At 71.2% G+C, this 26,401-nt stretch carries 26 protein-coding genes; 13 read left to right on the top strand and 13 right to left on the bottom strand.

Annotated features, from left to right (window positions below; translation table 11 throughout):
• Positions 1-102 precede the first annotated feature (102 nt).
• The 5 genes from AA23TX_RS45545 to AA23TX_RS45525 form a co-directional block, all read right to left on the bottom strand.
• A complete protein-coding gene (locus AA23TX_RS45545) occupies positions 103-906 on the bottom strand; it encodes a VOC family protein (RefSeq protein ID WP_155549071.1) in 804 nt (267 codons plus the stop codon).
• An 89-nt stretch (positions 907-995) separates the two neighbouring features.
• On the bottom strand, positions 996-1,643 hold the full coding sequence (locus tag AA23TX_RS45540) for a class F sortase (RefSeq protein ID WP_155549070.1): 648 nt from the start codon (positions 1,641-1,643) through the stop codon (positions 996-998).
• Between the two features lie 86 nt (positions 1,644-1,729).
• A complete protein-coding gene (locus AA23TX_RS45535) occupies positions 1,730-2,317 on the bottom strand; it encodes a hypothetical protein (RefSeq protein ID WP_155549069.1) in 588 nt (195 codons plus the stop codon).
• A gap of 221 nt (positions 2,318-2,538) precedes the next feature.
• The gene (locus tag AA23TX_RS45530; protein WP_155549068.1) at positions 2,539-2,997 is read right to left on the bottom strand and encodes a hypothetical protein; all 459 of its coding nucleotides are present in this window, start codon (positions 2,995-2,997) and stop codon (positions 2,539-2,541) included.
• A gap of 72 nt (positions 2,998-3,069) precedes the next feature.
• Entirely contained in the window at positions 3,070-4,473 is a 1,404-nt protein-coding gene (locus AA23TX_RS45525; RefSeq protein WP_155549067.1) for an NAD(P)H-quinone dehydrogenase, read from the bottom strand.
• A gap of 128 nt (positions 4,474-4,601) precedes the next feature.
• On the opposite strand from AA23TX_RS45525, the gene AA23TX_RS45520 reads away from it, so the two are divergent.
• Positions 4,602-5,054 carry a gamma-glutamylcyclotransferase family protein gene (locus AA23TX_RS45520; protein ID WP_196425891.1) on the top strand — a complete coding sequence of 151 codons (453 nt, stop codon included), beginning with the start codon at positions 4,602-4,604 and terminating at the stop codon, positions 5,052-5,054.
• Between the two features lie 53 nt (positions 5,055-5,107).
• Here the strand turns inward: AA23TX_RS45520 and AA23TX_RS45515 are convergent, their stop codons facing one another.
• The 6 genes from AA23TX_RS45515 to AA23TX_RS45490 form a co-directional block, all read right to left on the bottom strand.
• The gene (locus AA23TX_RS45515; RefSeq protein ID WP_155549066.1) at positions 5,108-6,007 is read right to left on the bottom strand and encodes an endonuclease domain-containing protein; all 900 of its coding nucleotides are present in this window, start codon (positions 6,005-6,007) and stop codon (positions 5,108-5,110) included.
• A gap of 145 nt (positions 6,008-6,152) precedes the next feature.
• On the bottom strand, positions 6,153-7,454 hold the full coding sequence (locus AA23TX_RS45510) for an amidohydrolase (RefSeq protein ID WP_155549065.1): 1,302 nt from the start codon (positions 7,452-7,454) through the stop codon (positions 6,153-6,155).
• 197 nt (positions 7,455-7,651) lie between these two features.
• The gene (locus AA23TX_RS45505) at positions 7,652-7,960 is read right to left on the bottom strand and encodes a hypothetical protein (protein ID WP_155549064.1); all 309 of its coding nucleotides are present in this window, start codon (positions 7,958-7,960) and stop codon (positions 7,652-7,654) included.
• A 49-nt stretch (positions 7,961-8,009) separates the two neighbouring features.
• Complete coding sequence (meaB, locus tag AA23TX_RS45500; RefSeq protein WP_155549063.1) at positions 8,010-9,005, bottom strand: methylmalonyl Co-A mutase-associated GTPase MeaB; 996 nt, start codon at positions 9,003-9,005, stop codon at positions 8,010-8,012.
• Between the two features lie 3 nt (positions 9,006-9,008).
• Positions 9,009-11,177, bottom strand: a complete 2,169-nt coding sequence (scpA, locus tag AA23TX_RS45495; RefSeq protein ID WP_155549062.1) for a methylmalonyl-CoA mutase — start codon at positions 11,175-11,177, stop codon at positions 9,009-9,011.
• A complete protein-coding gene (locus AA23TX_RS45490) occupies positions 11,174-13,009 on the bottom strand; it encodes a methylmalonyl-CoA mutase subunit beta (protein ID WP_196425890.1) in 1,836 nt (611 codons plus the stop codon). The genes scpA and AA23TX_RS45490 overlap by 4 nt, the downstream gene beginning before the upstream one ends.
• Before the next feature lie 96 nt (positions 13,010-13,105).
• Between AA23TX_RS45490 and AA23TX_RS45485 the strand changes: the two genes are divergently transcribed.
• The gene (locus AA23TX_RS45485) at positions 13,106-14,869 is read left to right on the top strand and encodes a serine/threonine-protein kinase (RefSeq protein WP_277875487.1); all 1,764 of its coding nucleotides are present in this window, start codon (positions 13,106-13,108) and stop codon (positions 14,867-14,869) included.
• Here AA23TX_RS45485 and AA23TX_RS45480 read toward each other — a convergent pair.
• Positions 14,866-15,504, bottom strand: a complete 639-nt coding sequence (locus AA23TX_RS45480; RefSeq protein WP_155549490.1) for a MerR family transcriptional regulator — start codon at positions 15,502-15,504, stop codon at positions 14,866-14,868. The two genes, AA23TX_RS45485 and AA23TX_RS45480, sit on opposite strands and share 4 nt — an antisense overlap.
• Before the next feature lie 114 nt (positions 15,505-15,618).
• Between AA23TX_RS45480 and AA23TX_RS45475 the strand changes: the two genes are divergently transcribed.
• From AA23TX_RS45475 to AA23TX_RS45465, 3 genes are read left to right on the top strand one after another with little or no spacing between them, the layout of a single operon-like run.
• Positions 15,619-16,560 (top strand): hypothetical protein, encoded by a 942-nt coding sequence (locus AA23TX_RS45475; RefSeq protein WP_155549061.1) that lies wholly within the window; start codon positions 15,619-15,621, stop codon positions 16,558-16,560.
• Positions 16,557-16,976, top strand: a complete 420-nt coding sequence (locus tag AA23TX_RS45470; protein ID WP_155549060.1) for an ABA4-like family protein — start codon at positions 16,557-16,559, stop codon at positions 16,974-16,976. Before AA23TX_RS45475 ends, AA23TX_RS45470 begins: the two co-directional genes overlap by 4 nt.
• Entirely contained in the window at positions 16,973-17,752 is a 780-nt protein-coding gene (locus tag AA23TX_RS45465; RefSeq protein ID WP_155549059.1) for a purine-nucleoside phosphorylase, read from the top strand. The genes AA23TX_RS45470 and AA23TX_RS45465 overlap by 4 nt, the downstream gene beginning before the upstream one ends.
• Before the next feature lie 55 nt (positions 17,753-17,807).
• Here AA23TX_RS45465 and AA23TX_RS45460 read toward each other — a convergent pair whose 3' ends face one another.
• Complete coding sequence (locus AA23TX_RS45460; protein ID WP_155549058.1) at positions 17,808-18,968, bottom strand: glycosyltransferase; 1,161 nt, start codon at positions 18,966-18,968, stop codon at positions 17,808-17,810.
• A 30-nt stretch (positions 18,969-18,998) separates the two neighbouring features.
• Between AA23TX_RS45460 and AA23TX_RS45455 the strand changes: the two genes are divergently transcribed.
• The 8 genes from AA23TX_RS45455 (at position 18,999) to hisS (ending at position 26,392) form a co-directional block, all read left to right on the top strand.
• Complete coding sequence (locus tag AA23TX_RS45455) at positions 18,999-20,633, top strand: phospho-sugar mutase (RefSeq protein WP_155549057.1); 1,635 nt, start codon at positions 18,999-19,001, stop codon at positions 20,631-20,633.
• Complete coding sequence (locus AA23TX_RS45450; RefSeq protein WP_155549056.1) at positions 20,633-21,085, top strand: flavodoxin family protein; 453 nt, start codon at positions 20,633-20,635, stop codon at positions 21,083-21,085. Before AA23TX_RS45455 ends, AA23TX_RS45450 begins: the two co-directional genes overlap by 1 nt.
• A gap of 311 nt (positions 21,086-21,396) precedes the next feature.
• Positions 21,397-21,801 carry an exosome complex component gene (locus AA23TX_RS45445; protein ID WP_155549055.1) on the top strand — a complete coding sequence of 135 codons (405 nt, stop codon included), beginning with the start codon at positions 21,397-21,399 and terminating at the stop codon, positions 21,799-21,801.
• Positions 21,798-22,319, top strand: a complete 522-nt coding sequence (locus AA23TX_RS45440) for a hypothetical protein (protein WP_155549054.1) — start codon at positions 21,798-21,800, stop codon at positions 22,317-22,319. Before AA23TX_RS45445 ends, AA23TX_RS45440 begins: the two co-directional genes overlap by 4 nt.
• On the top strand, positions 22,316-23,437 hold the full coding sequence (locus tag AA23TX_RS45435) for an MAB_1171c family putative transporter (protein WP_155549053.1): 1,122 nt from the start codon (positions 22,316-22,318) through the stop codon (positions 23,435-23,437). Before AA23TX_RS45440 ends, AA23TX_RS45435 begins: the two co-directional genes overlap by 4 nt.
• Position 23,438: 1 nt before the next feature.
• Positions 23,439-24,602: an amidohydrolase family protein gene (locus tag AA23TX_RS45430; protein WP_155549052.1), complete on the top strand. Its 1,164-nt coding sequence runs from the start codon at positions 23,439-23,441 to the stop codon at positions 24,600-24,602.
• Between the two features lie 86 nt (positions 24,603-24,688).
• The gene (locus tag AA23TX_RS45425) at positions 24,689-25,078 is read left to right on the top strand and encodes a hypothetical protein (protein WP_155549051.1); all 390 of its coding nucleotides are present in this window, start codon (positions 24,689-24,691) and stop codon (positions 25,076-25,078) included.
• 24 nt (positions 25,079-25,102) lie between these two features.
• On the top strand, positions 25,103-26,392 hold the full coding sequence (gene hisS / locus AA23TX_RS45420) for a histidine--tRNA ligase (protein ID WP_155549050.1): 1,290 nt from the start codon (positions 25,103-25,105) through the stop codon (positions 26,390-26,392).
• Positions 26,393-26,401 lie beyond the last annotated feature (9 nt).

The raw sequence follows: 26,401 nt of genomic DNA, 5'->3' as shown, positions 1-26,401 counted from the left end.
TCGCGCGCAGGGCAGCCGCTCTCGACCTCACGGCCACGCGGCGCTCCGGCCCTCGCCGCACTCCCCTGCGGCCCGCCTTACCCCGCGCCCGCACTCGCCCTCTCAGTCCTCCCAGCCCTCCGGTTTCCCGGACTGCTCGTTCGGCGCGATGATCAAGAACGGCACCCCCTGGTCGTCCACCACCCGCACCTGCCGCCCGTACGGTGAGTCGAACGGCTGGTCCAGCGCCCGGCCGCCCAGCTCCGCCACCTTGGCCGCGCTCGCGTCGGCGTCCGCCACCGAGAAGTACGCCGACCAGTTCGACGGCACCTCCGCCGGCACCGAATCGGGCAGGGCGCCGAGCCCGCCGACCGGGCGGCCGTCGAGCAGCAGCACCGCGTACGTGAAGTCGTCGTTCGACAGGTCCTGGAACCCGTACCCGAACACCTGCTCGTAGAACGCCTTCGCCGCCGGGTAGTCGCGGCTCATGCACTCGTTCCACGCCAGCGTGCCCGGGGCCGCCGTGACCTGCGTGCCCAGGTGGTTACCCGGCTCCCACAGCCCGAACACCGCGCCCGCCGGATCGGCCACCACCGCCATCCGGCCTTCCTTCAGCACCTCCATCACCGGCATGACGATCCGGCCGCCGGCCTCGGTGATCGCCGCGGCCGTCTTGTCCACGTCGGACACCGAGAGGTATGTCGTCCACACCGGTGGCAGGTCCTGCCCCGGCGGGGTCTGGCCGATCCCGGCGACCGGGCGGCCGCTCAGCTCGGCCATGCCGTAGAAGCCGGTTTCTTCACCGCCCGCCTGCACGTCCCAGCCGAACAGGCCGCTGTAGAAGGCCACCGCTTTCGCCTGGTCGGGCACCATCAGGTCCACCCAGCTGGGTGTCCCGTCGGGCCACGGCTCGTCGCGGAACAACATGTCGACTCCCAACCCTCGCCTACGCCGCCTCGGGTGACGGCCGACACAGTCTTGCACCGGGCACCGACAAAAACAGGGCCGAAGGACTCTCAGCCGCTGATGAGCTGGGCGTAGACGACGATGTTGTCGACGTAGTTGTGCGCGCTCCGGTCGAAAACGCCGCCGCAGGTGATCAGCCGCAGCTCGGGTCCGGCCGTGTCGTCGTACACGCCTTCCTTCTCGAAGTCCTGCTTCGGCACCTGGTGCACCTTCGTCACCTCGAACAGCGCCGTCGTGCCGTCCTTGCGCGCGATCGAGACGCGGTCGCCGGGGGCCAGCTCCTTGAGGCGGTAGAAAATGCCCTTCTGGTGGTTGCCGTCGACGTGCCCGAGGACGACGGCCGGGCCGACCTCGCCCGGCGTCGGCGCGTAGGTGTACCAGCCCGCCTGCAGCGGCGTGGTCACCGGCGGCACCTGGATCGTGTTGTCCGCGTTGACACCCAGCGGAACCAGCGACGAGTGCGCACCGATCTTCGGGATGTCGATCGAGACCGGATCGGACTTCGGCAACGCGACGTCGGCGGGCTGCTCACCGGCCGCGGGTTCCGGGTTCACCGCGACGGGTTGCGCGGGCGGCGGCTGGGCGGTCGACGGCTCCGGGCCGCCCCCGAGCGTCAGCGCCAGCACCACCAAAGCGGCCAGCAACGCCAGGATCAGCGCGATCAGGTAGCGCCGCCGTCCCGTGGTCCTCGTGGTCATGTGCTCCCCCTTCCCACGGGTTTACACGTCTGGGCGGCCCGATCGGTTGGGCCGCCCAGACGCTACCCCCGCTCCCCCTCGGAGGATCAGCGGCGCCGCGCCCGCCGGGCCAGCACGAGACCGCTGCCGCCGACGGCGAGCACCCCCATGGCGGCCGCGGCCGCGAGCGGCGCGCCGGAGTCGTCGACCGGGCCGTCGGTGCCGCCGGTCTGCGGCGCACCGGCCGGCACCTTGGCGACCTGCTTGGCGCCCGACGTCTTGGCGCCCGGCGTCTTGGCGGCCACGCGGTCCACGACGAACGCCACGTCGACGAAGGTGTCGGGGCGGCCGTCGCGCGGGTGGCAGCGCAGGTTGACGGGATACTCGCCGGCGCGGACGTCGCGCACGGTCCCGACGTAGGCCCGGACCGAGCCGTTCGAGCCGGTCCCGGTTGCGAAGGCGTCGACCGCTCTGGAGGTGACATACGCCTCGCCGTCGCACTCGGCGGTGATCCGAAGCTCCGCGCCGGGCACGCCGTGGCGCGGAGTGATCGTGAGCTTGGGAGCAGCCGGCTTGGCGGTGGTGCCCGGCTCGGGGGTCGCGCTCGTGCTCGGCGCGGTGCTCGCGAGCGCCGCGCCGGGCGCGAGGACGAGAAAGGCCACAGCGATGCCCGCGACGACAGCGGTGTTCTTCATTCTTTTCTCCCCTGGTGAATGAATAGACAAAGCATTTTCGCGGACTCCGGTCGCAGTTTCCACTGCCTCGACTTCGTTCGCTTGCTTATGTAGCCCAAGACGTCTCCACCTGCGAAAGGTTGCGCCCGAAGGTCACGAAAAAGTCGCGAAATCGCCCGGCGGGAACTCAAGAAAAAACCACCCCGGAGCGTGGCTCCGAGGTGGTTCGGTGGTTTGCGGATTCAGCCGGCCATGCTGCCGTCGCCGGCTTTCGCGGCGCCGGAGGGCACCTTCGAAACCTGCGGCGCGGGCACCGAGAACTGCGTGCTGTACGTCTGGCCGCCGCAGGTCACCGTCAGCGGGTACGTCCCGGCCTGGGTGCCCGGGTTGAGCGCGACGTCGGCGCTGATGTTCGCGTCGGCGCCCATGAACGGGCCGGGGGTGTAGTTGGAGAAGGTCAGCACCGGCGAGGAGAACTTCGGCGAAGCGCCCTCGCACTTCGCCAGCGCGACGTTGGGCGCGTCGCGGACGTACTTGTCCACGAGCGTCTGGTTGATCGCGGTGTTGACGTTGAGCTGGACGCTGCCCTTCGCCGGCGCGGCGGCCGGCGTCGTGCCGGGACTCTGCTGGGCCATCGCCGGCCCCGTCAGCGTCGTCGCCCCGATCACCGCTGCCACAACCAAAACCACCGTCTTGCGCACCTTCGCACCCTTCGCGTCCTTCAGCCTTACAACCGACAAGACGCGACGGGGCGCGACGGGTTGCCTACCGGATCAGTCCAGATCGTCGTGGCGCATGAGCTGGCGCCCGGCCTCGGTGATCGAGCCCGACAGCGACGGGTACACCGAAAATGTCAGTGCCAGGTGGTCCACTGTGAGCTGGTTCTGGACGGCGAGCGCGATGGGAAGGATGAGCTCGCTCGCCTGCGGCGCCACGACGACTCCACCGACGACCACGCCGGTGGCGGGGCGGCAGAAAAGCTTCACGAAGCCTCGGCGGAGGCCCTCCATCTTCGCGCGCGCGTTGGTGGCCAGGGGCAGCATGATGGTGCGCGCGGGCACCTCGCCGGAGTCGATCGCGTGCTGGCTGATGCCGACGGTCGCGATCTCCGGGTGGGTGAACACGTTGGCGGCGACGGTCTTGAGCTTGATCGGCGCGACGCCCTCGCCCAGCGCGTGCCACATCGCGATGCGGCCCTGCATGCTCGCCACCGAGGCCAGCATGAGCACGCCGGTGCAGTCGCCGGCGGCGTAGATCCCGGGAACGGAGGTGCGCGAAACGCGGTCGACGGTGATGAACCCGCCGGGGCCGGGCGAGATGCCGACGCGGTCGAGGCCGATGTCCTTGGTGTTCGGGACCGACCCGACGGTCATCAGCGCGTGGCTGGCTTCGATCACGCGGCCGTCGGCGAGGTGGATCTCGACGCCCTTTTCGGTGCGCTCGACGCGGTCGGCGCGCGCCTGCTTCGCGACGGTCGTGCCGCGCTGCGAGAAGACCTCCTCGAGCACCGCGGCGGCGTCGGCGTCCTCGTGCGGGAGGACGCGGTCACGGCTGGAGACGACGGTGACCTTGACGCCCATCTCGGTGTAGGCGGACGCGAACTCGGCGCCGGTGACGCCCGAGCCGATCACGGCGAGGTGCTCGGGCAGCTCCTCGAGCTCGTAGAGCTGACGCCAGTCGAGGATGCGCTCGCCGTCGGGCACCGCGCCGGGCAGGACGCGCGGGGTGGCGCCGGTGGAGATCAGGACGACGTCGGCGGGGAGCTTCTCGGTCTGGCCGTCCGCCGTCGTCACGGCGACCTTGTGGGTCGCGAGGCCGGTCTCGTCGTCGCAGAAGCGGGCTTCGCCGATGACGACGCGAACGCCCTCACGCTGGACGCGGGCGCGGATGTCGGCGGACTGGGCCAGCGCGAGGCCCTTCACCCGGCCGTGGACGGTCGGGAGGTCGATGCTCGTGTCGGCCATGTCGGTGTTGATGCCGAGCTCGCCGAGGTCGTGCATCTTCGCCAGCGCGCCCGAGCTCGCGATGAACGTCTTCGACGGGACGCAGTCGTAGAGCACGCAGGCGCCACCCAGGCCGTCCTTCTCGACGATCGTGACGTCGGCCCCGTGCTGGGCTGCGACCAGCGCGGCTTCGTAGCCGGCCGGGCCCCCGCCCATGATCACGATCCTGGTCACCTGGGTCCTCCTCGAAGTGCTCGCGTGCGGTGCTCTCACCGTACGCGGCGAAGGTGACCGGACACTGAAGTGGGCGAACACGGCGAGTGCGTCCACTCGGGTCAGCGCGGGGTCGCTACGCTGTCGGCGTGCCGTTGTATGCCGCTTACGGATCGAACATGGAGCCCGCCCAGATGCTGGAGCGCGCGCCGCACTCTCCGATGGCCGGCTCCGGCTGGCTGGAGGGGTGGCGCCTGACCTTCGGCGGCGAGGACCTCGGCTGGGAAGGTGCCCTGGCCACGATCGTCGAAGACCCGGCTTCCCGGGTCTTCGTCGTGTTGTACGACGTGACGCCGCTGGACGAGACGGGCCTGGACCGCTGGGAAGGCGGCGAGCTGGGGATCCACTCGAAGATCCGGCTCCGGGTCCAGACGATGGACGGCTCGGTGCTGGCCTGGCTGTACGTCCTGGACGCGTACGAGGGCGGCTTGCCTTCCGCGCGTTACCTGGGTGTGCTGGCCGACGCCGCCGAGACCGCCGGAGCCCCCGCCGACTACGTCGACGACCTCCGAACCCGCCCCTGCTCCGGCATCTCCGGCTGATGCCCCTCCAGTCACGCGTGATGCCCTCCTGATCACGCGTGATGCCTCTCCAGTCACGCGAGATGCCTCGAACGTAACGTGAAGGCGTCCCGCAGCTCGGAGAGGAGACGGCTCGGATCCCGCAGGTCGGCCGCCGTCGCGCGGATGGTGGTCCACCCTCGCCCTGCCATCCGGGCATCCCGCTGTGCGTCACTCTCCTGCCGTTCCTCGTGCGCGGCGAACCCGTCGTACTCGAGTGCGATCCGCAACTCGGGCCAGGCGATGTCGAGGACGTACAGCCGGCGGCCGTCGACCGCGGTGATCTCGAACTGCACCTCCGGCACCGGGAACCCGGCCTCGACCACGATCAGCTTGAGGATGCTCTCCGGTGGTGATTCGGCCTTCCCGGTCGCCAACGCCAGCAGCATCTGCCCCCTGTGGATACCTCGCCGGTCCCGGCGGTCGACGAGGCGGTCCCGGACGTTCTTCCGCAGGGTCCGGGAGTGGTCCGGTGGGAGCCCGGCCATGGCCTGATCGACCGCCGCGAAGGCAGTCCGCTCGTCACCGTCGCAGAGGTAGTCGGCCAGGGCGAGATCGAGGGAGAAGGCCGGAAGACCGTCCAGTTCGACCACGTCGGAAGGCTGGTATTCGGCCCGGTGCACCACCAGTCCAGGCTTCGAGCGAGCACGCTTCGCGGGAGGTACGGACAGGTGGATCACGGGGCCCACCGCCGCCGAAATCCCATGCAGTGCAAGGGAAGTCGCGCCGGACAAGGCGGCGGGCTGACCGACGTGGATCAGCGCCGCCTGGGCCAGCGTCGGCAGGTTCAGCGAATCGGCGGCGTGGATGAGCACGCCGCGCCAGGGTTGTGCGAGCACCCCCGTCGCCAATCCCTCCAGAACCGCCCGGCGACCCAAGATCCGATCAGCCTCGGCCCGTGAAACCGCTCCATGTCGTCCTCCCCAATCGATCATGTAATCGAGAATCGGCCCTTCCCTCGACGAAGGGAAGAGCCGATTCCGTGATCTGTGGACAACTCGCTATACCTGTGGATAACTCCGTGCGGAAAGAGGCATCACGCGTGTCTGGACGGGCATCACGCGTGATTGGAGGGGCATCTCAGGCGAGGGTGGTTAGGGCGGTGTGGACCAGGGTTCGGACTCCGCAGAGCAGGGCTCGCTCGTCGAGGATGAACGTGGGGCGGTGGATGTCGGACTGGGGGGCCGGGGCGCCGGGCCAGACGCCCAGGCGGGCGAACGCTCCCTGAACGTGCTCCAGGTACCAGCCGAAGTCCTCGCCGCCGGATGACTGCTCTGTCGAAGCCACCGCGCCTTCGCCCAGGGCCGCTTCGACGCCCGCGCGCATCAGGGCCGTCGAGTCCGCGTCCGAGACCACCGGCGGGACTCCGCGGCGGTAGTCGAGGGAGAAGCCGACGCCCAGCGGCGCCAGGAGGGACTCCACCGACGACGCCACCAGCGGCTCCAGCGACGTCCAGACCTCGTGGTCGGCCGTGCGCAGCGTGCCGCGCAGGACGCCGTCCTGGGGGACCGCGTTGGCCGCCTGGCCCGCGTGGACCGCGCCCCAGACCAGGACCGTTCCCGAGCGCGGGTCGACGCGCCGCGAGAGCAACGCCGGCAGCCCCGTGATCACCGTGCCCAGCGCGTGGACCAGGTCGGCCGTCAGGTGCGGACGGGACGTGTGCCCACCCGGCGACGTCAGCCGCAGCTCGATCAGGTCCGCCGCCGACGTCAGGGCGCCGACGCGCATCCCGACCAGGCCGACCTCGAGCCGCGGGTCCACGTGCAGGCCGTAGATCCGCTCGACGCCGTCCAGCGCGCCCGCCGCGATCATGTCCAGCGCGCCGCCGGGCATGACCTCTTCGGCGTGCTGGAAGATCAGCCGCACGCGGCCGGGCAGCTCCGGCGCGCCGGCCAGGGCGCGGGCCGCGCCCAGCAGGATCGCCGTGTGGGCGTCGTGGCCGCACATGTGGGCCGCGCCCTCGACGGTCGACGCGTAGGGCAGCTCGGTCGCTTCGGTGAGCGGCAGGGCGTCCATGTCCGCGCGCAACGCCACGCACCGTTCGCCGCTGCCGATGTCGCAGACGACGCCGGTGCCGCCGGGCAGCACCCACGGCTTGAGCCCGACGGAGCGCAGCAGCGTGACGATCAGCTCCGTGGTCGCGAACTCGTGCCGCGACAGCTCCGGGTGCGCGTGGATGTGCCGGCGCCAGGCGAGCACATCGGTCGCGTTGGCGCGCAGCCAGTCATCGAGCCAGAACGGGCCACGGCCCGCACCAAGGTCCTCCACGGGAGCCATGCTTACGCCGGCTTCGGAAATCAGCGCTTCGGACCCCTCCATGGGGTTGATGATGCGCCCGTGGGGGTCGCCTGGAACGTCCGGTCGTGAGTCCAACACCGTCACGCCGCACCTCCTCCCGCAACACGGGTAACCCGGGCAGCGGCTGGGGTCACGCAACGTGCCGATCGATCTGTCGTACGCATTTGCAGACGATCGTGCACCATGCAGGCGGCAACGCGCGCCTCGAAAACGGCCGTCCTAGATGGCCGGTACCGGATCTGCGTTGAACGGCGTGCAGTAGTTCGGCTAAGCCGAACGCCTCAAGAGCTCTTGGCTTTCTTCGAACGGATCCGCCTGCCCCAGATCACGATCCCGAGCAGCGCCACCGCTACCACACCCGCGACCAGCTTGTTCCTGGTCTTTTCGGTGTTCGCCTTGTCGGTCTGGGCCGGGTCGAGCACCGGACCCGGATTGGGAGTGGCCTGCACGGGGACCAGCGCGGCGGACGCGTGCCCGACCGTCACCGCCACCGTGTGGTGGGCACGCACCGGTTCGGCGGACGCCGGAGACGCGGTGAACAGCACCGCGCCCAGCACGCCGGCCAGGACCAGACCCCGCAGTTTCGCCATGTCATCCCTTCGCCACGACCAGGCATTCTCCCGCGGAACGCCCGGCGCGTCAGCCCCCACGCGGTGGACCGAACGCGTCGAGGATCCGCTGAGCACCGAGGGTAGCCGTCAGCTCACCGTCCCGCACCGCCCGTTCGACGTCGGGAACGACCGTTCGCACGTCCGGATGTGCCGCCAGGCGACTCAGCAGCTGTTCGCGAACCATCGCCCACGTCCAGTCGACCTGCTGCTGACGGCGTCGCGCTTCGAGCTCGCCGGACGCCGTGAGCGTGTCGCGGTGCTGCTCGATCGCGCCCCAGACCTCGTCCAGCCGCAGGTTGTGCAGGCCGCTGCAGGTCAGCACGGGTGGCGTCCAGGACGCTTCGGGCCCGTAGATCATCCGCAGCGCGCCGGACAGCTCCCGGGCCGCGCGGCGAGCGTCCCGCTCGTGGTCGCCGTCGGCCTTGTTGACGGCGATGACGTCGGCCAGCTCCAGCACGCCCTTCTTGATGCCCTGGAGCTGGTCGCCCGTGCGCGCGAGCGTCAGGAACAGGAAGCAGTCGACCATGTTCGCGACGGTCACTTCGGACTGTCCTACCCCGACGGTCTCGACCAGGACGGTGTCGTAGCCGGCGGCTTCCATCAGCACGATCGTCTCGCGCGTCGCGCGTGCGACGCCACCGAGCGTCCCGGACGTCGGCGACGGCCGGATGAACGCCCGTTCGTCGACCGCCAGGCGCGCCATCCGGGTCTTGTCGCCGAGGATCGACCCGCCGGTGCGCGTCGACGACGGGTCGACCGCCAGGACGGCGACGCGGTGCCCGGCCGTGGTCAGGTCGGTGCCCAGCTGGTCGATGAATGTCGACTTGCCGACACCGGGAACGCCCGTGATGCCGATGCGCCGCGCGCCACCGGAAGCGGGCAGCAGCTCGACGAGCAGCTCCTGCGCCAGCGCCCGGTGGTCCTCCCGCTGCGACTCGACCAGCGTGATCGCCTTCGACAGCGTCCCGCGGTCTCCCGCCAGCACGCCCTTGGCGTACGCGGGGACGTCGATCTTGCGCGGCAAGGGTCAGGACTCCTGCGCCGTCAGCTGGCCGAGCAGGTCGATGGCCGCGTCCGCGAGCACCGTGCCGGGCCCGAAGATCGCCGCCGCGCCGGCCTCGCGCAGCGCCGGGTAGTCCTGCGGCGGGATGACCCCGCCAACGACGACCATGATGTCCTCGCGGCCCAGCTCGGCGAGCTCATGGCGCAGCGCGGGCACCAGCGAGAGGTGCCCGGCGGCCAATGAGGACACCCCGACGACGTGCACGTCCGCCTCGATCGCCTGCCGCGCGACCTCGGCCGGGGTGGAGAACAGCGGGCCGACGTCGACGTCGAAGCCGATGTCGGCGAAGCCGGTGGCGATCACCTTCTGGCCGCGGTCGTGGCCGTCCTGGCCCATCTTGGCGACCAGGATGCGCGGACGGCGTCCTTCCTCCGCGGCGAACTCCTCGACCAGCTGACGGGCCTTCTCGACGTTCTGCGACTTACCCACCTCTTCGCGGTAGACGCCCGAAATCGTCCGGATCTGCCCGGCGTGGCGGCCCCAGAGCTTCTCCAAGGCGTCGGAGATCTCGCCGACGGTGGCCTTCGCGCGGGCCGCCCCGATGGCCAGCTCCAGGAGGTTGCCGCCGTTCCCGGCGCCCTCGGTGAGCCGTCGCAACGCGTCCTCGGTGGCGGCGGAATCGCGCTCGGAACGCAGGCGCCGCAGCTTCTCCAGCTGCTGCGTCCGGACGCCGGCGTTGTCCACTTTGAGCACTTCGATGTCTTCGTCGCTCGTGACCTGGTACTTGTTCACGCCGATCACCGGCTGGCGACCGGAGTCGATGCGCGCCTGGGTGCGCGCCGCGGCCTCCTCGATGCGCAGCTTGGGGATGCCCGCGTCGATCGCCTTGGCCATCCCGCCGGCCTGCTCGACCTCGCTGATGTGGCCCCACGCCTTGCGCGCGAGGTCGTAGGTCAGCTTCTCGACGAACGCACTGCCGCCCCACGGGTCGATCACGCGCGTCGTGCCGGATTCCTGCTGCAGCAGCAGCTGCGTGTTGCGGGCGATCCGCGCGGAGAAGTCGGTGGGCAGCGCGAGGGCTTCGTCGAGGGCGTTGGTGTGCAGCGACTGCGTGTGCCCCTGGGTCGCGGCCATCGCCTCGACGCAGGTCCGCACGACGTTGTTGTAGACGTCCTGGGCGGTCAGCGACCAGCCGGACGTCTGGGAGTGCGTGCGCAGCGAGAGCGACTTCGAGTTCTGAGGGTCGAAGCCCTTCACGAGCTTCGCCCACAGCAGGCGCGCCGCGCGCAGCTTCGCGACCTCCATGAAGAAGTTCATGCCGATGGCCCAGAAGAACGACAGTCGCGGCGCGAACTTGTCGACGCTGAGCCCCGCGTCGACGCCGGAGCGGAGGTACTCGACGCCGTCGGCGAGCGTGTACGCCAGCTCCAGGTCGGCGGTCGCCCCGGCTTCCTGCATGTGGTAGCCGGAGATGGAGATCGAGTTGTACTTCGGCATGTGCTGCGAAGTGAAGGAAAAGATGTCGGAGATGATCCGCATCGACGGCTGCGGCGGGTAGATGTAGGTGTTGCGGACCATGAACTCCTTGAGGATGTCGTTCTGGATGGTCCCCGCGAGCTGCTCCGGCTTCACCCCCTGCTCCTCGGCCGCGACGACGTAGAGCGCCAGCACCGGCAGCACCGCGCCGTTCATCGTCATCGACACGGACATCTTGTCGAGGGGGATGCCGTCGAAGAGCTGGCGCATGTCGTAGATGGAGTCGATCGCGACGCCCGCCATGCCGACGTCGCCGGAGACGCGCGGGTGGTCGGAGTCGTAGCCGCGGTGGGTGGCCAGGTCGAAGGCGACCGAAAGCCCTTTCTGGCCGGCGGCGAGGTTGCGCCGGTAGAAGGCGTTGGACTCCTCGGCCGTCGAGAACCCGGCGTACTGGCGGATGGTCCAGGGCTGGTTGACGTACATCGTCGGGTACGGCCCGCGCAGGAAGGGCGCGATGCCGGGGTACGTGCCCAGGAAGTCCACATCGGACAGGTCGTCGGCGGTGTAGACCGGCTTGACTCCGATGCCCTCGGGCGTCTCCCAGACCAGGGCGTCCGGGCCCTTGCCGGTGGCTTCCTGCACCGCGCGCGCCCAGGCGTCGCGGTCGGCCGGCGCGGGCGTGCCGAGGTCGAGGCCGGCGAAGTTCGGGATGCTCATCGGGTGACTCCCAGCTTGGCGTGCAGGCCGTTCAGGACGTCGAGGGCGTCGCAGCCGGCGAAGACGTTGGCGTCCACACCGTCGTAGGTACCCTTGCCCGCCAGTAGTACGTAGTCGGCTCCGAGCGACGCGGCGACGTCCGCCGCCCGCTCGACGTAGGCGTCGTCGGTGCCGCAGAGACAGGCGATCTTCGCGCCGGACTCGCGGAACGCGCCCGGCAGGTCGTCGGTCGCGCCCGGGTTGACGGCTTCGAGGCCGCCGGCCTGGAACAGGTTGGCGGCGAACCCGGCGCGCGCGGTGTGCGCCGCGACCGGTCCCAAAGTGGCGAGGAAGATCTTCGGCCGTGAACCGTGCGCAGCGAGGTACGCGTCCGAAGCGTCGCGAAGCGCCTCGAAGCCTTCGGCGTACCGGTGCCGCGGCAGCCCACCTTCCACAGTGGACTCGACCGGCGTCCGGACCACCGGCTTCTCGGCCAGGTTCGGGAACTCGCTGACGCCGGTGAGCGGGTCGCGACGGGTCGCGATCCGCTTCGACCGCTTCTCCCACGTCTCGGCGAGCCGCCCGGCCAGTGCGCCCGAAGCGAGTTCGGCGACCAGGCCGCCCGCACCCTCGATGGCCGTGAACTCGGCCCAGGCCGCGTGCGCGAGGTCGTCGGTCAGCTTCTCGACGTACCAGGAGCCGCCCGCCGGGTCGGCCACGCCGGCCAGCTTGGACTCTTCCAGCAGGACGGCGTGGGTGTTGCGGGCGATCCGCGCGGAGAACGCGTCCGGACGCCCGATCGCGGCGTCGAACGGCAGCACCGTGACGGCGTCCGCGCCGCCGACGCCGGCGCCGAAGCAGGCGACCGTCGTGCGCAGCATGTTCACCCAGGGGTCGCGCCGGGTCAGCATGGACGGCGACGTCACGGCGTGCTGGCGCATCGGCGAGGAGAACCCGCACACCTCGGCGACGCGGGCCCACAGGCGGCGCGCCGCGCGCAGCTTGGCGATGGTGGAGAACTGGTCGGCGGTGGCGGCGAGCCGGAACTCGAGCTGCCCGGCCGCGGCTTCGACGTCGAGGCCCGCGTCCGTCAAGGAACGCAGGTAGGTGACGCCGGCGGCGACGAGCGCGCCCAGCTCCTGCGCGTCCGATCCGCCCGCCTCGTGGAACGGGAGGCCGTCGGCGACGACCGTGCGCACCTTCGGGTACTTCCCGGCGACACGCGCGGCGAGCGCGGCGGCCGGTTCCAGCTCGACGGCCGAGCCGCTGCGCGCCGCGAGCCCGATCGGGTCGGCGCCCAGCACCGCGGTGGCTTCGCTCGCCGGGATCTCGCGCTCGTCGAACAGCTCGAACAGCGCGTCGGCGGCGGCCTCGAACGAAGCACCCGCGTCCAGGACCACCGGCGCCAGGTCGACGTAGACCTCGTTGAGCGCGTCGGCGATCGACGCGGGCGGGACGGCCAGCCAGATCGACGTCACGCCGCCTTCGAGGTCGGCGAGGATCGCGCGGTTGACCTCGCGCGCGTCGTCGCCGGTGAAGCGGGCGCGGACGTCCCAGCCCGTGCTGATCTGCCCGTCCGGCCGGGATCCGCGCACGAACGGCGGCAGGCCGGGGAACCCGGTCTCGCCGGGGACGTCCTCGGCCGTGTACAGCGGCTGGATCTCGATGCCGTCGTAGGTCCGCGTGACGAGCTTGCTCTCCGGGGCGCCCGCGAAATTCTCGGGCAGCCTGCCGCTCTTGCGCAGGACCCCCGCGACGAGCTCCTGCCACTGCTCGCGCGTCGCCTGCGGGAACTCGGCTGCCAGGTCGAGGTCGGAGATCGGCACTGACTCCGGACCGGCCACTTCAGTCATACCCAGTGATGGTAGAGGCACGGGCCGCGTCGGACCTGTGACTCTAGTCGCGCCCCTAGGCAGTCAGGGGTCGATCGGGTACGACACAATCAGGGGGTGCCCCCCTCCAGCGAAGAGACACGACTGGTCGCCGGTCGCTACCGGCTGCGCTCGGTGCTGGGCTCGGGGTCGATGGGCACGGTCTGGTCGGCCTACGACGAGTTCCTGCACCGCCAGGTGGCCGTCAAGGAGATGAAGGTGCCCCCGGGCATCCCCTCTTCGCAGGCCGACGAGCTGCGGGAGCGCACGCTGCGCGAGGCCCGCGCGATCGCCGTCCTGTCTCACCCGAACGTGATCATCCTGCACGACGTCGCCCGCGAGGACGACCAGCCGTTCGTGGTGATGGAGCTGCTGCCCTCGCGCAGCCTGGCGCACATCCTGCGCGACCACGGGCCGCTGACGGTCGAGCAGGCCGCCGCGGTCGGCATCGCCGTCGCGTCCGCGCTGGAGGCCGCGCACGCCGCCGGGATCACGCACCGCGACGTCAAGCCGGGCAACGTCCTGGTCGCCAGCGACGGCCGGATCAAGCTGACCGACTTCGGCATCGCGCGCAACGTCTCCGAAGCGACCATGACCCGCACCGGGATCATGCTCGGCTCCCCCGCCTACATCGCGCCGGAGGTCGCCTCCGGCGGCGCGGTCATCCCCGCCGCCGACCTGTGGGGCCTCGGCGCGACGCTGTTCGCCGCGGTCGAGGGCGCGCCGCCGTACGACGCCGACGGCGACCCGCTGGAGACCGTCGGCAAGGTCGTCAACGGCAAGGTGCCCAAGCCGAAGGCCGGGCCGCTCGCCGACGTCATCTCCGCGCTGATGAAGAAAGAGCCGGGCGACCGGATCACCCTGCGCGAGGTCCGGTACCGGCTGTACCCGCTGCAGACGAAGACGCCGCTCGACCTGTTCGGGCCGGACCTGTTCCGCACCCCGGACGGGAAGAAGACGTCCGCGCAGCCGGACGCGACCGACACCCAGGTGATCAAGACCGTCCTGCCCGCCAAGGCGGAGAAGAAGGCCGAGGGGTCGAGCAGCGAGCTCGCCACCGACCCCGGGCCGCTGCCGTTCCTGCGCCCGCCCACGCCGGCGCCGGCCGCGCCCCCGGCTCCTTCGCCCGAGCCGGCGACGGTGTTCGTCGCGCAGCCGCGGCCGGCCGGGCGGCGCACCGCCCGGGCGAGCGCGGTGCTCGTCGCCGTGGCGATCCTGCTTTTCCTGCTGGCCGCGGGCGGCGGGTTCGCGCTGGCCAGGACGGTGGGCGGGCAGCCGCTGCTCCCCCCGGCGGCCGAACCGACGGCGACGCCGAACGGGCCGACCCAGGTGCCGCCGCCGACGCTGGTGCACCAGACCGGCAACGGCAGCGCGCTGAACAACGACGGCGGGCAGTACGACCTCGACGTGCCGGAGGGCTGGCAGCGGTTCGTCGCCCCGCACAACACCAAGTTCGGGCTCAGTCTGGTCATCCAGTACGTCTCGCCGGACGGGCGCCGGTCCCTGCGCCTGGAGCGGCTGGGGAAGTACTTCGACCAGACCGACAGCTACGACGACTACATCACCTGGCTGCAGCAGTCCTACCCCGACAACGCGTTCGAGCTCTCCGAGACGTCGACGGCGCCGGACCACAAGAGCGCGACGCTGGGCTACCGCCTCGGCGAAGCCGGCACCCTGCCGCAGAACGAAGGCACCGGGGGCACCCGCGTGACGTTCATGAAGATGGTCGAGGCGGGCACCAGCCTGTGGCTCCTGTCGGTGACCGTGCCGGTCGAGCAGGAGAGCGCGGGCCGGGAAGACGTCTTCGACCGCGTCGCGCCCACGCTCAAGGTCTCGGACTAGCTGCCGGGCGTCCGGCCGAGGACGTCGCGGGAGACGTGTTCCTGCGCGAGGTGGCGCAGGCCCGTGAAGATCCGGTCGCCCAGCACCGTGGCGACCAGCCCCGCCTCGATGATCTTGTCGAACGACGTCAGCCCGGCCACGACCTCGACGTCCAGCTCGGCGACGCGTACCGCCAGCGCGGCGTACTCGTCCAGGCGCTCGGCGAGCTTCCCGTGCCCGAGCTCCTTCGCCGTGGCCAGCGCGGCGATCAGGTTGCCGAACGCCCGGTTCTCCGTCGGGTGCCACTTCCAGCCGTGGCGAAGTGCCAGGTCGTGGAGCAGTTCGGACGCCCACGCGGCGGCCTCGTCGGACACCTGCGGTGGCACGCCGGCCAGCTCCTGCTGGACCACGCCCATCGTCTCGTGCGGGGTCGCGTCGCCGTCGATCGCGGCGAGGACGGCGCCGACCGAGGCGAGCGGCAGCCCGCCGACCTCGGTGAGCGCCCTGATCAGCCGGAGCCGCTGGACGTGGTCCGGGGAGTACCGGGCCTGGTTGGGGCTCGTGCGCTCGCCCGGCGGGAGCAGACCTTCGCGCAGGTAGTACTTGACGGTCGCGACCGGCACTCCCGATCCCGCGCTCAGTTCGGCCATCCGCATGCGCATCCACTCCGATCCCAGGGTCCGGTTCCGGGTCAACCCTGAAGACTTCTCAGTATGGATAGCTTAACTTCCCATAACGGAGAGCTTGACTATCCATTCTGGGAGGGAACCATGACCATCCTTGCCGACGTCCGGAGCAGAACGCGCGGGTGGCACCGGCCGTCCGCGCTGGCGGCCGCCACCCTGGGGGTGGTCGCGGTCCTGTGCGTCGCCGCGATGCTCCTCGACCAGCGGACTCTCGAAGGCGCGCCGATCTGGGCGAAGCCGTTCAAGTTCGCGGTGTCCGGCGCGCTCTACTTCCTCACCTGGAGCTGGCTCGTCTCGCTGCTGCCGCGGTTCCGGCGCACGGCGAACTGGCTGACGAACTTCCTGGTGCTGATCTTCGCCGCCGAGTACGTCCTGCTCGTGGTCCAGGCCGCGCGTGGCCGGGCGAGCCACTTCAACAACGCGACCGCGCTCGACGCCGGGATCTACAGCGTCATGGCCAAGATGATCATCGGGCTCTGGGTCGCGACGTTCGCGCTGACCGTGCTGGTGATGGTCACGAAGGTCGAGGACCGGGCGAGCTTCTGGGCCGTGCGCGCCGGCGCCGTCGTGTCGCTCGGGGGGATCTCGCTCGGCGTCCTGATGACGAGCCCGACCGCGCGGCAGCTCGCGCAGTGGCAGACCGGCGGGAAGCCGGACATGGTCGGCGCGCACACCGTCGGGCTCGCCGACGGCGGTCCCGGCCTGCCGATCCTCGGCTGGAGCACGGTCGCCGGCGACCTGCGGATCCCGCACTTCGTCGGGATGCACGCGCTGCAGGCGCTGCCGCTGCTGGCCCTCGCGCTCGCGGCGCTGGCCCCGCGCTTCGCCCGGCTGCGCGACGACGCCGTCCGTGCGCGGCTCGTCCTGGTCGGCGCGGCCGGGTACGCGGGGCTGACCGCGCTGGTCACCTGGCAGGCGCTGCGGGCGCAGTCGATCGTGCACCCGGACGCGCTGACGCTCGGCGCGTTCGCCGTGCTCGTGGCGGGGGCCGGGCTGGGGTCGTGGGCCGCGGTGCGCGTCCGATGACCCTCTTCGACCTGGCGTTCCCGCTGGCCACGCCGTTCTGGGCGCTGATGATCCTGCTGCCGGAGTGGCGGTGGACCCCACGGATCATGGCGTCGCCGTGGGTGCCGTTGGTGCCGCTCGCCTGCTACTTCGCCCTGGTCGTGCCGCACTTCGGCGAGTGGGGCCGGGCGATGCTGCGGCCCGACCTCGGCGTGCTGCAGACGCTGCTGGCCACGCCGTGGGGCGCCGGGCTCGTCTGGGCGCACCTCATCGCGTTCGACCTGTTCATCGCGCGGTGGATGTACTTCGAAGGCCGGTCGACGGGGATCTCACCGTGGATCGTGAGCCCGATCCTGGTGCTGACGATCTTCCTGTCGCCGTTCGGGCTGGTGGTGTTCCTCGTGGTGAGGGCGGTCCGGATACGCTCCCTGGCATGAGTGAACACGAAGCCGCGAGCGCCATCGCCAAGCGCACCGGCGTGGACGCGCACGACATCGCGGTGGTACTGGGATCGGGCTGGCGCCCGGCGGCGGACGTCATCGGGGAGTACGAGACGGAGATCCCGTTCGCCGAGCTGCCCGGCTTCACCACGCCCGGCGCCGTGGGCCACGGCGGCACGATCCGCTCGCTGAAGATCGGCGACAAGAACGTCCTGGTCCTGCTCGGGCGGACGCACTTCTACGAGGGCAAAGGCATCGACCCGGTGGTGCACAACGTGCGCACCGCGGCGGCGGCCGGCGTCCGGACGGTGCTGCTGACGAACGCCGCGGGCGGGCTGCGCCAGGGGTTCCAGGTCGGTCAGCCGGTGCTGATCTCCGACCACCTGAACCTGACCGCGCGCTCGCCGATCGTCGGGGCGAACTTCGTCGACCTGACCGACCTGTACTCGGCGCGGCTGCGGAAGGTCGCGCAGGAGATCGACCCCTCGCTGGAGGAAGGCGTCTACGCGGGCCTGACCGGGCCGCACTTCGAGACGCCGGCCGAGATCCACATGCTGCGCACGCTGGGCGCGGACCTGGTCGGCATGTCGACCGTCCTGGAGGCGATCGCGGCCCGCGCGGCCGGGGTCGAGGTGTTCGGGCTGTCGCTGGTGACCAACCTGGCCGCCGGCATGACCGGCGAGCCGCTGAACCACCAGGAAGTCCTGGAGGCGGGCCGCGCGGCCGCGACCCGGATGGGGTCCCTGCTGCGCGAGCTGGTCACCCGCGCCTGACCGGTTCCGGCTTGAACTCCGCGCGCACGGGGTTCAAGCCGGAACTCGCTTGGTTTCAGGCGAAGCCGGGGAGCTGGGCGGTCACCTCGGCCGGGGACGGCATGGCCGCGACCTCGGCCGCCAGTGCCCGGGTCGCGTCGGCGACCGACGTGTCCGTGAGCAGGCGGCGTCCTTCGGAGGCGACCGCATCCGCCGTGACCTCGGCGGCCAGGAGCCGGGAGCCGACGCCGGCCGCCACGACCGCGTCCGCGTTGCTGAACTGGTCCGCGCCCTGCGGCAGCAGGAGCTGCGGGAGGCCCGCGCCGAACGCGCCCAGCGTCGTGCCGCTGCCGCCGTGGTGGACCACCAGGTCGACGTGCGGAAGCAGCTCCGACTGCGGTACCCAGGACTCGAGCCGGACGTTCGGCGGCACCTCGCCGAGCGCCGCCGGGTCGACCGTCGGGCCCGTGGCGACCAGGACGTCGACGTCCAACCCGGACAGTCCGGCGATCGCCGCGCCCAGCACGCCCGCGTGCCCCATCGCCGTGCCGAGCGTCAGGTAGACCAGCGGCCGCGACCGCTCCAGCACGCCGGCCGGCAGCTCGCCCGGCTCGCTCCAGCCGACCGGCCGCAGCGGGACGCGCGTCGCGCGCGCCAGGAATCCCGGGTCCTGCACCGACTCCGGGCAGATGTCGACGAACGGCCCGCCGAACGCGAGGTCCGCACCGACGGAGATGCCCAGCTCGGCACCGTGCGCACGGATCGCGTCGCGGATCCGCGTCACCATCGGGTCGTCGCTCGACACGCGGCCGAAACCGTGCGCCACCACCGGGATCCCGGCCTTCATCGCGGCGAACGCGCCACCGGAGTTGCCGGCCTCGCTCACGACGAGATCCGGGCGGAACCGCGAGAACAGCGGCAGCAGGTCGGCGACGAACCGCTTCGGCATCAGCTCGCCGAACACATTCGCGACGATCGGTCCCAGCACCTCCGGCGGGACCTCACCGGGCGGACGACGCGGACCGGACGGCCCGGCCCCGGCGAACGCCTGCCCGAACGCGTCCTTGATGGCCAGCCCGGCGGCCGCCGTCTCGAGACCGGCTTTCGTCAGCTGTGGCAGGAAATCGCCGGAGGTGGCGAAGACGACGTCGTGGCCCGCGTCGCGCGCGGCGACCGCCAGCGGGACGAGCGGGAACGTGTGACCGAAGGACCCCAGTGAGGTGAAGAGCAAGCGCACCCGTCCGACCCTAGCCCGTAGGCTGTCGCGGTGACCTTGACTTCCACGCTGCGTGACGCCGCCTACCGCTGGATTGCCGACGACCCGGACGAAAGCACCCGCGCCGAGCTGCAGGACGTCCTGGCGAAGGCGATGGGCGGCGAGCCGGACGCGGCGGGCGAGCTGGCCGACCGGATGGCCGGCGCCCTGGAGTTCGGCACCGCCGGCCTGCGCGGGCCGGTGCGCGCCGGGCCGAACGGGATGAACGTCGCCGTCGTCACGCGGACCACCGCGGGGGTCGCGGAGTGGCTGAAGGCGCACGGGCACGCGGGCGCGCTGGTCGTCGTCGGCCGGGACGCGCGGCACGGCTCGGAAGCCTTCGCGACCGCGGCCGCCGAGGTCCTCACCGCGGCCGGGTTCGACGTCAAGGTGTTCCCGAAGCCGCTGCCGACGCCGGTGCTCGCGTTCGCCGTCGGGCGGCTCGGCGCGGTGGCCGGAATCCAGATCACCGCGTCGCACAACCCCCCGGCGGACAACGGCTACAAGCTCTACGACGCGACCGGCGGCCAGATCGTCCCGCCGTCCGACGGCGAGATCGAGCGCGCCATCCAGGCCGCGCCCGCCGCGGTGAGCGTGCCGCGGGCGCCCGGCGCCGAGGTCGTCGACCTCGTGGACCGCTACCTCGACGAGGTCGCGACGCTGCCGATGGGAGGCGAGCGAGCGGTGCGCGTGGCCGCGACGGCGTTGCACGGCGTCGGCGCCGACACGCTGCGCGCCGCGTTCGAGCGGGCCGGCTTCACCGACCTGCACCTGGTCGGCGACCAGGCCGCGCCGGACCCCGACTTCCCGACCGTGTCGTTCCCGAACCCGGAAGAGCCCGGCGCGACGGACCTGCTGCTCGCGCTCGCGTCCGATGTGGACGCCGACCTGGCGGTCGCGCTCGACCCGGACGCCGACCGGTGCGCGCTGGGCGTGCGGGACGCGGGAGGCGAGTGGCGAATGCTCCGCGGCGACGAGACCGGCGTGCTGCTCGGCTCGTACGTCCTGTCCACAGTGGACCGCACGGTCCTGCCGGACCCGCTGGTCGCGACGACGATCGTCTCGTCGTCGATGCTGGGCGAGATCGCGAAGGCCGAGGGCGCCCGCTACGCCGAGACGCTGACCGGGTTCAAGTGGCTGGTCCGCGCGGGCGAAGGACTCGTGTTCGCCTACGAAGAAGCGCTCGGCCTGTGCGTGAACCCGGGCTTCGTGCGGGACAAGGACGGCATCGCCGCCGCGACCTTGGCCGCGGGGTATACGGCGCGGCTGAAGGCCGAGGGGCGCACGCCACTGGACGTGCTGGACGAGCTGGCGCGGCGCCACGGCGTCCACCTCACCGACCAGGTTTCCCTGCGGGTCACCGATCTCGCCGTCCGCGGGCAGCTGATGGCGAAGGTGCGGGAGACGCCGCCGGCCGAGCTGGGCGGCGTCGCGGTGACGCTGGAAGACCTGCTGCCGGACGCGGACGTGCTGCGCCTGACCGGCGAAGGGCTGCGCGTGGTGATCCGCCCGTCCGGGACCGAGCCGAAGCTGAAGGCGTACCTGCAGGTCGTGGCGCCGGTGACGGGTTCGCTGGCCGAGGCTCGCGACGCCGCGTCCGCCCGGCTGGCCGCGTCGCGGGCGGCCGTCGAGGAGCTGCTCGCCTGATGCCGAGGCTGCTGATCGTGCACCACACGCCGTCGCCGTCGACGCAGGCGCTGTTCGAAGCGGTGCTGGCCGGCGCGGCGCACCCGGACATCGAGGGCGTGGAGGTGGTCCGCCGGGCGGCGCTGGGGGCAGGAGTCCCCGACGTCCTCGAAGCGGACGGCTACCTGCTGGGCACGCCGGCGAACCTGGGCAGCATGAGCGGTGCGCTGAAGCACTTCTTCGACACCGTCTACTACCCGTGCCTGGACGCGACGCGCGGCCGTCCGTTCGGGTACTGGATCCACGGCACCGGCGACACGTCGGGGACGGAACGCCAGCTGCTTTCGATCACCACGGGCCTGGGTTGGGAGAAGGTGGCGGAACCCGTGATCAGCACCGGGGAACCGGACCGGAAGACCCTGGAAGCGTGCACCGAACTGGGCGGCACGCTGGCTGCCACGGTGATGTCGTAGAAACGGATGTCCTGAAAAAGTAAGGGGCCTGTCACCGGAAGCCCTGGGGGTCGACCTCCGGCAACAGGCCGTGGCCAAGGGACCGCCGCGAGGGCGTTCGACCTTGGCAGCTGAAGCGTACTACAGACCGCGGATCATGACGAGTCGGCGGACACGACGGCCTCTCGTCTTGCGGTTCCGTACACCCCCAGGGTACGGAGAGCAAGACGAGAGGCGCGCCAACTGTAAACCACTGCATACGATACCTGTCAACATGTGCGTACAGTGGTTTCCCGGCTAGAATTTTCACGGTGGAAACCTAGGGGGCGGGTATGGCACGGGAACGCACCTTCGCGGAGCGCCTGAGCGCCCTGATCGAGGCAGCTCGGGTGGACGGCCGCGCGCCGCACAGCTATCGGGAGATCTCGGCCGCCGTCGAGCGGGCGGGCGGGCCGGCGATGTCGCCCGCCTACCTGCAGCAGCTGGCCACGGGCAAGCGCGTCAATCCGAAGATCCACTATGTTGAAGCCCTGGCGAGACTGTTCGGCGTGCCCGTCACGTACTTCTTCGACGAAGAGGCAGCCGCTCCCCCGGCCGGGGAAGCGCAGCTGATGGCGATGCGGGCGCAGGAGCTTTCGCCGCAGGGACGCCGGCAGGTCATGGACCTGCTGGAGCTGGTGGAGCGCTACGAACGGGCCGAACGCGATGGCCGGAACCCGGAGGACGCCGCGCGATGAAGGAACGGGAGCTGCGCCGCCGGTGCCGGAAGCTGCTGAAGCAGCTCGACATCGGCCCGCCGCTCGACGTCGAAGTGCTGTGCGCGCGGCTGGGGGACCAACGGGGGAAGCCGATCCGGCTGATGGCCTACCCGCTGGAAGTGCCCGGACCGTTCGGCTGCTGGATCGCGACGTCGGCGGCGGACTACATCTTCTACCAGGCCGAAACGACGAAGTCCCACCAAGATCACATCATCCTGCACGAGCTCGGGCACATGCTGGCCGACCACCACCCGCACGGCGACGCCGAGCCGGCGGACTTCCTGCGCGGGCCCGCTCCGGATCTTGACCCGGATGCAGTACACCGCGCACTGCGCCGGACGTCCTACGATGACGCGCACGAGTGGGAAGCCGAGACCGTCGCGACCATCATCCTCGAGTGGGCGTCGGTCCTGAACTACACGATCCCGCGGCGCGCTGCGGACCGGGATCTCCGCCGGATCCAGGGGGCGCTCGGCGATCACCAAGGGTGGTTGTGAGTACACTTTTCAGCCCCGTGAACCTGATCGCGATGGTGCTGTTCGGCGTCGCGCTCGCGTGGCGGATCTACCAGGTGCAGCGTGCGCCGACCGTGCCGAACTGGGCCGTCACCGCGTGCGTCGCCGGGTTCGCCCTCGCGTTCCTCCTCCAGCAGGAGGTCATTTCCGACGAGATCGACGCCGTCCTCGGGCGCGGCGCGGCGCGCGTGGCCAACAACGCGCTGCTGGCGTGCGCCGTGTGCGCGCTGGTGATCTTCTTCCTCGGCTCGGCGCTGGGCCCGCGGCGCTACCGCCGGGTGGTCGTGGAGCTGGTGCCGCTGGCCGCGGCGATCACGCTGATGATCGTCACGATGGCCCTGACGGCGCCGGAGCTGCGCGGGCTCCCGCTCGGACCGTCGACGATCCACGACAGCGGGGTCGCGAGCTTCTACCTCGGCGCCGGGCTGTACCTGATCTACGGCCTGATCGCCTGCACGACGTGGATCGTGCGCTACCAGCGGGTGGCCGACCGGAACCTGCGGATCGGCCTTCGGCTGGGCGCGATCGGCCTGGCCTGCGCGACCGTGGGCAGCATCTTCCGCGCGCTGTACATCGTGGTGGCGTGGGCGTTCGGGCCGGTCGTCAAGGTGCTGCTGCTGCTCGGGGTGCCGTTCGTGATCGTCGGCGGGATGCTGTTCCTGCTCGGCGTCACCTACCCGGGGGTGAGCGCGCGCGTGTCGGCGTTGCGGCGACGGCGCCAGCACCGCCGCGAGCACCACGCGCTCGGTCCCTTGTGGACGGTCCTGGTCCAGGCGTTCCCCAGCATCGTGCTGCGGACGCCGCCGCGCCGCCGCGGCGAGCTCCTTTCCCCGCGCAGCATCCACCGCGTGCACTACCGCCGCGTGATCGAGATCCGGGACGGCCTGGTGCAGCTTTCGCCCTACCTGGACGCGGGCTTCGGCGAGGTCGTCGCCACCGATCCCGCGGCCGCGGCGGCCGCGTTGAAGACGGCGCTGGCGCGGCACGCGGCCGGCGAGGAGAGCGACGGCCACGCCAAGCAGGTCCTGCCCGCGCCGGCGGACGACATCGAATCGGACGTCCGGCCGCTGCTGGCGCTGTCCGCGGCGATGGAGTCGTGACGTGGACACGCTGATCACGGCGGGCCGGGTGCTGCCACGACCGTCTTCGCCGGTGCGCGACGGCGCGGTGCTGGTGCGCGACGGCGTGATCGTGGCGGCCGGCCCACGCGCGGAGGTGCTGCCACTGGCCGCGCCGGACGCGTCGCGGCGCGACTTCCCCACCGGCACCGCGCTGGCCGGGTTGTTCAACGTCCACGTGCACCTGGCTTTCGACGCTTCCCGCGAGATGCTGGCGCACTTCCACGCTGGCTCCCTTCTGGACGGTGCGCGCTCGCGGCTGTCGTCGATGCTGCGCAGCGGCGTCACGACGGTGCGGGACCTCGGCGACCGCGACCACCTGGGCGCGGCGGTCCGGCGGTCGTTCTCCGGGGAAGCCGCGCCGCGGCTGCTGGTGTCGGGCCCGCCGATCACCGTGCCGGACGGGCATTGCCACTTCTTCGGTGGCGCGGTCGCGTCCGATTCCGAAATCCGCGCGCTGATCGACGAGAACGCGGCGGCGGGCGCGGACGTGATCAAGGTGATGGCCAGCGGCGGCCAGATCACCGAGGGCGGCGCGGACATGTGGGAGTCGCAGTTTTCCGCGCGCGAGCTTGCGGTGGTGGTTTCGCACGCGGCCACGCACGGGCTTCCGGTGGCGGCGCACGCCCACGGCGCGGACGCGATCGAGGCGGCGGTCGAGGCCGGGGTGTCGACGATCGAGCACTGCAGCTTCCTGACCGGGCCGCGGTCGTTCGACCGGCGGGACGCGGTGGCTTCGAAGATGGCCGCGGCCGGGATCTCGGCGTGTTCGACGAGCAGCCGCAACTGGCGGGTGATCGTCGAGAAGCTCGGCGACGACGTCGCACAGGCGATGTACGGGCGGCTGCCGTGGCTGGAGGAGCACGGCGTCCGGCTGTTGTCGGGGACGGACGCGGGGTTGCCGGGGTCGGTGTTCGGCGACCCCGTGGGGGCTTTGGAGCTGTACGAATGGCTGGGGTTCTCCCGGCGCCGGATCTTGGAGATCGCGACCTGTGATTCCGCGGCCGGGCTCGGCCTGACGTCGGTGACCGGCTGCCTCGAGCCGGGGCTGGCGGCGGACGTGCTCGTGGTCGAAGGTGACCCGCTGGCGTCGCTGTCGGCGTTGCGGAACCCCTTGCTGGTGCTGGCCCAGGGCCGCGAAGCCTAGTTTCCCGATCGGGGAATGCCTGGTTTGGTGACACCGTTTTAAAACAGTGTTACCGTAGCCGCAGCCCACCTCGAAGGAGTCCCCCGATGCACGGACCCACCCAGCTCTTCACCGTGATCGCCCTGGTCTCGCTGCCCACCGTCATGTACGGCGGCTACGCGCTCATGGGCGTCATGCGCGACCGGAAGCTCACCGAACACCAGCGCACGATGTTCCGCGCCGGTCATGCCCACGCCGGTGTCCTGCTGATCCTCGCCCTGGTCGCGCTGCAGATCCTCAGCCGCACCACGCTGTCCGACACCACCCTGTGGGTCACCTGCTTCCTGCTGCTCTTCGGGATCCTCGCCCAGTCCGGCGGCTTCTTCCTCCACCTGATCCCGAACCGGGGCAAGCTCGGCGGCCGCGTCACGTCCGTCGGTGCGGTGCTCCTGGGGGCTGCCACGCTGCTCACCGCCTACGGGGTCGCCTTCGCCTGAGCGCCGGTCGTTAAGCTGGGTGACGTGCCTGAATACCTGCCGACCGCGCCCTACAAGGGGACCCGGGACTTCCTGCCCGCCGAAATGTCCGTCCGCACGCAGGTCTTCGGTCATCTCTACGACGTCCTCGAGCGCCGCGGCTTCCTCCGCTACGACGGGCCGATCCTCGAATCGGCCGAGATCTACGAGCGGAAGTCGGGCCAGGAGCTCGCCGACAAGCAGCTCTACACCCTCACCGACAAGGGCGGGCGGCGCCTCGCGCTGCGTCCGGAGATGACGCCGTCGGTGGCGCGGATGATCGCCGGGAGCGCCAAGTCGCTGTCGTTCCCCGTCCGCTGGTACAGCCACCCGAACTGCCACCGGTACGAGGCGCCGCAGCGGGGCCGCGTGCGCGAGCACTGGCAGATCAACGCCGACATCTTCGGCTCGGACAGCGCCAACTGCGAGATCGAGATCTTCGAGCTGGTCCACGACATGATGGCGGCGCTGGGCGCGACGCCGGACATGTTCGTGCTGCGCGTCAACGACCGGAACCTGCTGACGTCGGCGCTGACCGACGTCGCCGGTGTCTCCCAGGACCACCTGGCCCAGGTGTTCGCGCTGGTCGACCGCTGGGAGAAGTACCCGCGCGAGAAGCTGGCCGAAAGCGCCGGCGAGATCGGGCTCTCGGACAAGCAGTTCGAAAAGCTCGCCGAGACGCTCGACGCGGGCGAGTCGCTGCTGGACGAGCTGCCGGCCGAGGTGCGCGAGCAGTCGAACCTCGTGAAGGTCCTGAACAGCAGCGCGGGCAGCCTGGTGAAGTACGAGCCGATGATCGTGCGCGGGCTGGCGTACTACACGTCGACCGTGTTCGAGGTCTTCGACACCTCGCCGGAGAACCGCCGCGCCCTCTTCGGCGGCGGGCGCTACAGCGACCTCGCGTCGATGTTCACGCCGCAGCAGATCCCGGGCATCGGGTTCGGCATGGGCGACGTCACGCTGATGGACTTCCTCGACACGCACGGCTTGTCGCCCGCGCCGCGCAGCGAGGTCGACGTCATGGTGATCCCGGTGACCGAGGACCTCTCGGACGCGGCCCGCTCGGTGGCGTCGTCACTGCGCGCCGCGGGGCTCCGGACGTCGACGCCGATCGAGCACCGCAAGCTGGGCAAGGAACTCGGCCGCGCGGACAAGGCGGGCGCGGTCGCGGTGGTGATCGTCGGCCAGGAGGACTGGGCGGCCGGCAACGTCACCGTCCGCAGCCTCGCGACGCGCGAGCAGAACCCGGTCGCGATCGCCGACGCCCCCGCCGCGGTCCAGGCCCTGCTGAGCTGAAACCGGCTC

Source organism: Amycolatopsis camponoti (genome assembly GCF_902497555.1).
Classification (GTDB): Bacteria; Actinomycetota; Actinomycetes; order Mycobacteriales; family Pseudonocardiaceae; genus Amycolatopsis; species Amycolatopsis camponoti.
Note: the sequence above shows the minus strand (reverse complement) of the source record. Positions and strands in the feature narration are given on the sequence as shown.

Bases quoted from the DNA above. Each gene is read 5' to 3' on its own strand.
- AA23TX_RS45515 (WP_155549066.1), bottom strand. From the start codon at position 6,007: ATGATCGATTGGGGAGGACGACATGGAGCGGTTTCACGGGCCGAGGCT.
- AA23TX_RS45535 (WP_155549069.1), bottom strand. From the start codon at position 2,317: ATGAAGAACACCGCTGTCGTCGCGGGCATCGCTGTGGCCTTTCTCGTC.
- AA23TX_RS45465 (WP_155549059.1), top strand. From the start codon at position 16,973: ATGAGTGAACACGAAGCCGCGAGCGCCATCGCCAAGCGCACCGGCGTG.
- AA23TX_RS45440 (WP_155549054.1), top strand. From the start codon at position 21,798: ATGAAGGAACGGGAGCTGCGCCGCCGGTGCCGGAAGCTGCTGAAGCAG.
- AA23TX_RS45475 (WP_155549061.1), top strand. From the start codon at position 15,619: ATGACCATCCTTGCCGACGTCCGGAGCAGAACGCGCGGGTGGCACCGG.
- AA23TX_RS45470 (WP_155549060.1), top strand. From the start codon at position 16,557: ATGACCCTCTTCGACCTGGCGTTCCCGCTGGCCACGCCGTTCTGGGCG.
- AA23TX_RS45450 (WP_155549056.1), top strand. From the start codon at position 20,633: ATGCCGAGGCTGCTGATCGTGCACCACACGCCGTCGCCGTCGACGCAG.
- AA23TX_RS45540 (WP_155549070.1), bottom strand. From the start codon at position 1,643: ATGACCACGAGGACCACGGGACGGCGGCGCTACCTGATCGCGCTGATC.
- AA23TX_RS45545 (WP_155549071.1), bottom strand. From the start codon at position 906: ATGTTGTTCCGCGACGAGCCGTGGCCCGACGGGACACCCAGCTGGGTG.
- scpA (WP_155549062.1), bottom strand. From the start codon at position 11,177: ATGAGCATCCCGAACTTCGCCGGCCTCGACCTCGGCACGCCCGCGCCG.
- AA23TX_RS45480 (WP_155549490.1), bottom strand. From the start codon at position 15,504: ATGCGGATGGCCGAACTGAGCGCGGGATCGGGAGTGCCGGTCGCGACC.
- AA23TX_RS45425 (WP_155549051.1), top strand. From the start codon at position 24,689: ATGCACGGACCCACCCAGCTCTTCACCGTGATCGCCCTGGTCTCGCTG.
- AA23TX_RS45445 (WP_155549055.1), top strand. From the start codon at position 21,397: ATGGCACGGGAACGCACCTTCGCGGAGCGCCTGAGCGCCCTGATCGAG.
- AA23TX_RS45505 (WP_155549064.1), bottom strand. From the start codon at position 7,960: ATGGCGAAACTGCGGGGTCTGGTCCTGGCCGGCGTGCTGGGCGCGGTG.
- AA23TX_RS45490 (WP_196425890.1), bottom strand. From the start codon at position 13,009: ATGACTGAAGTGGCCGGTCCGGAGTCAGTGCCGATCTCCGACCTCGAC.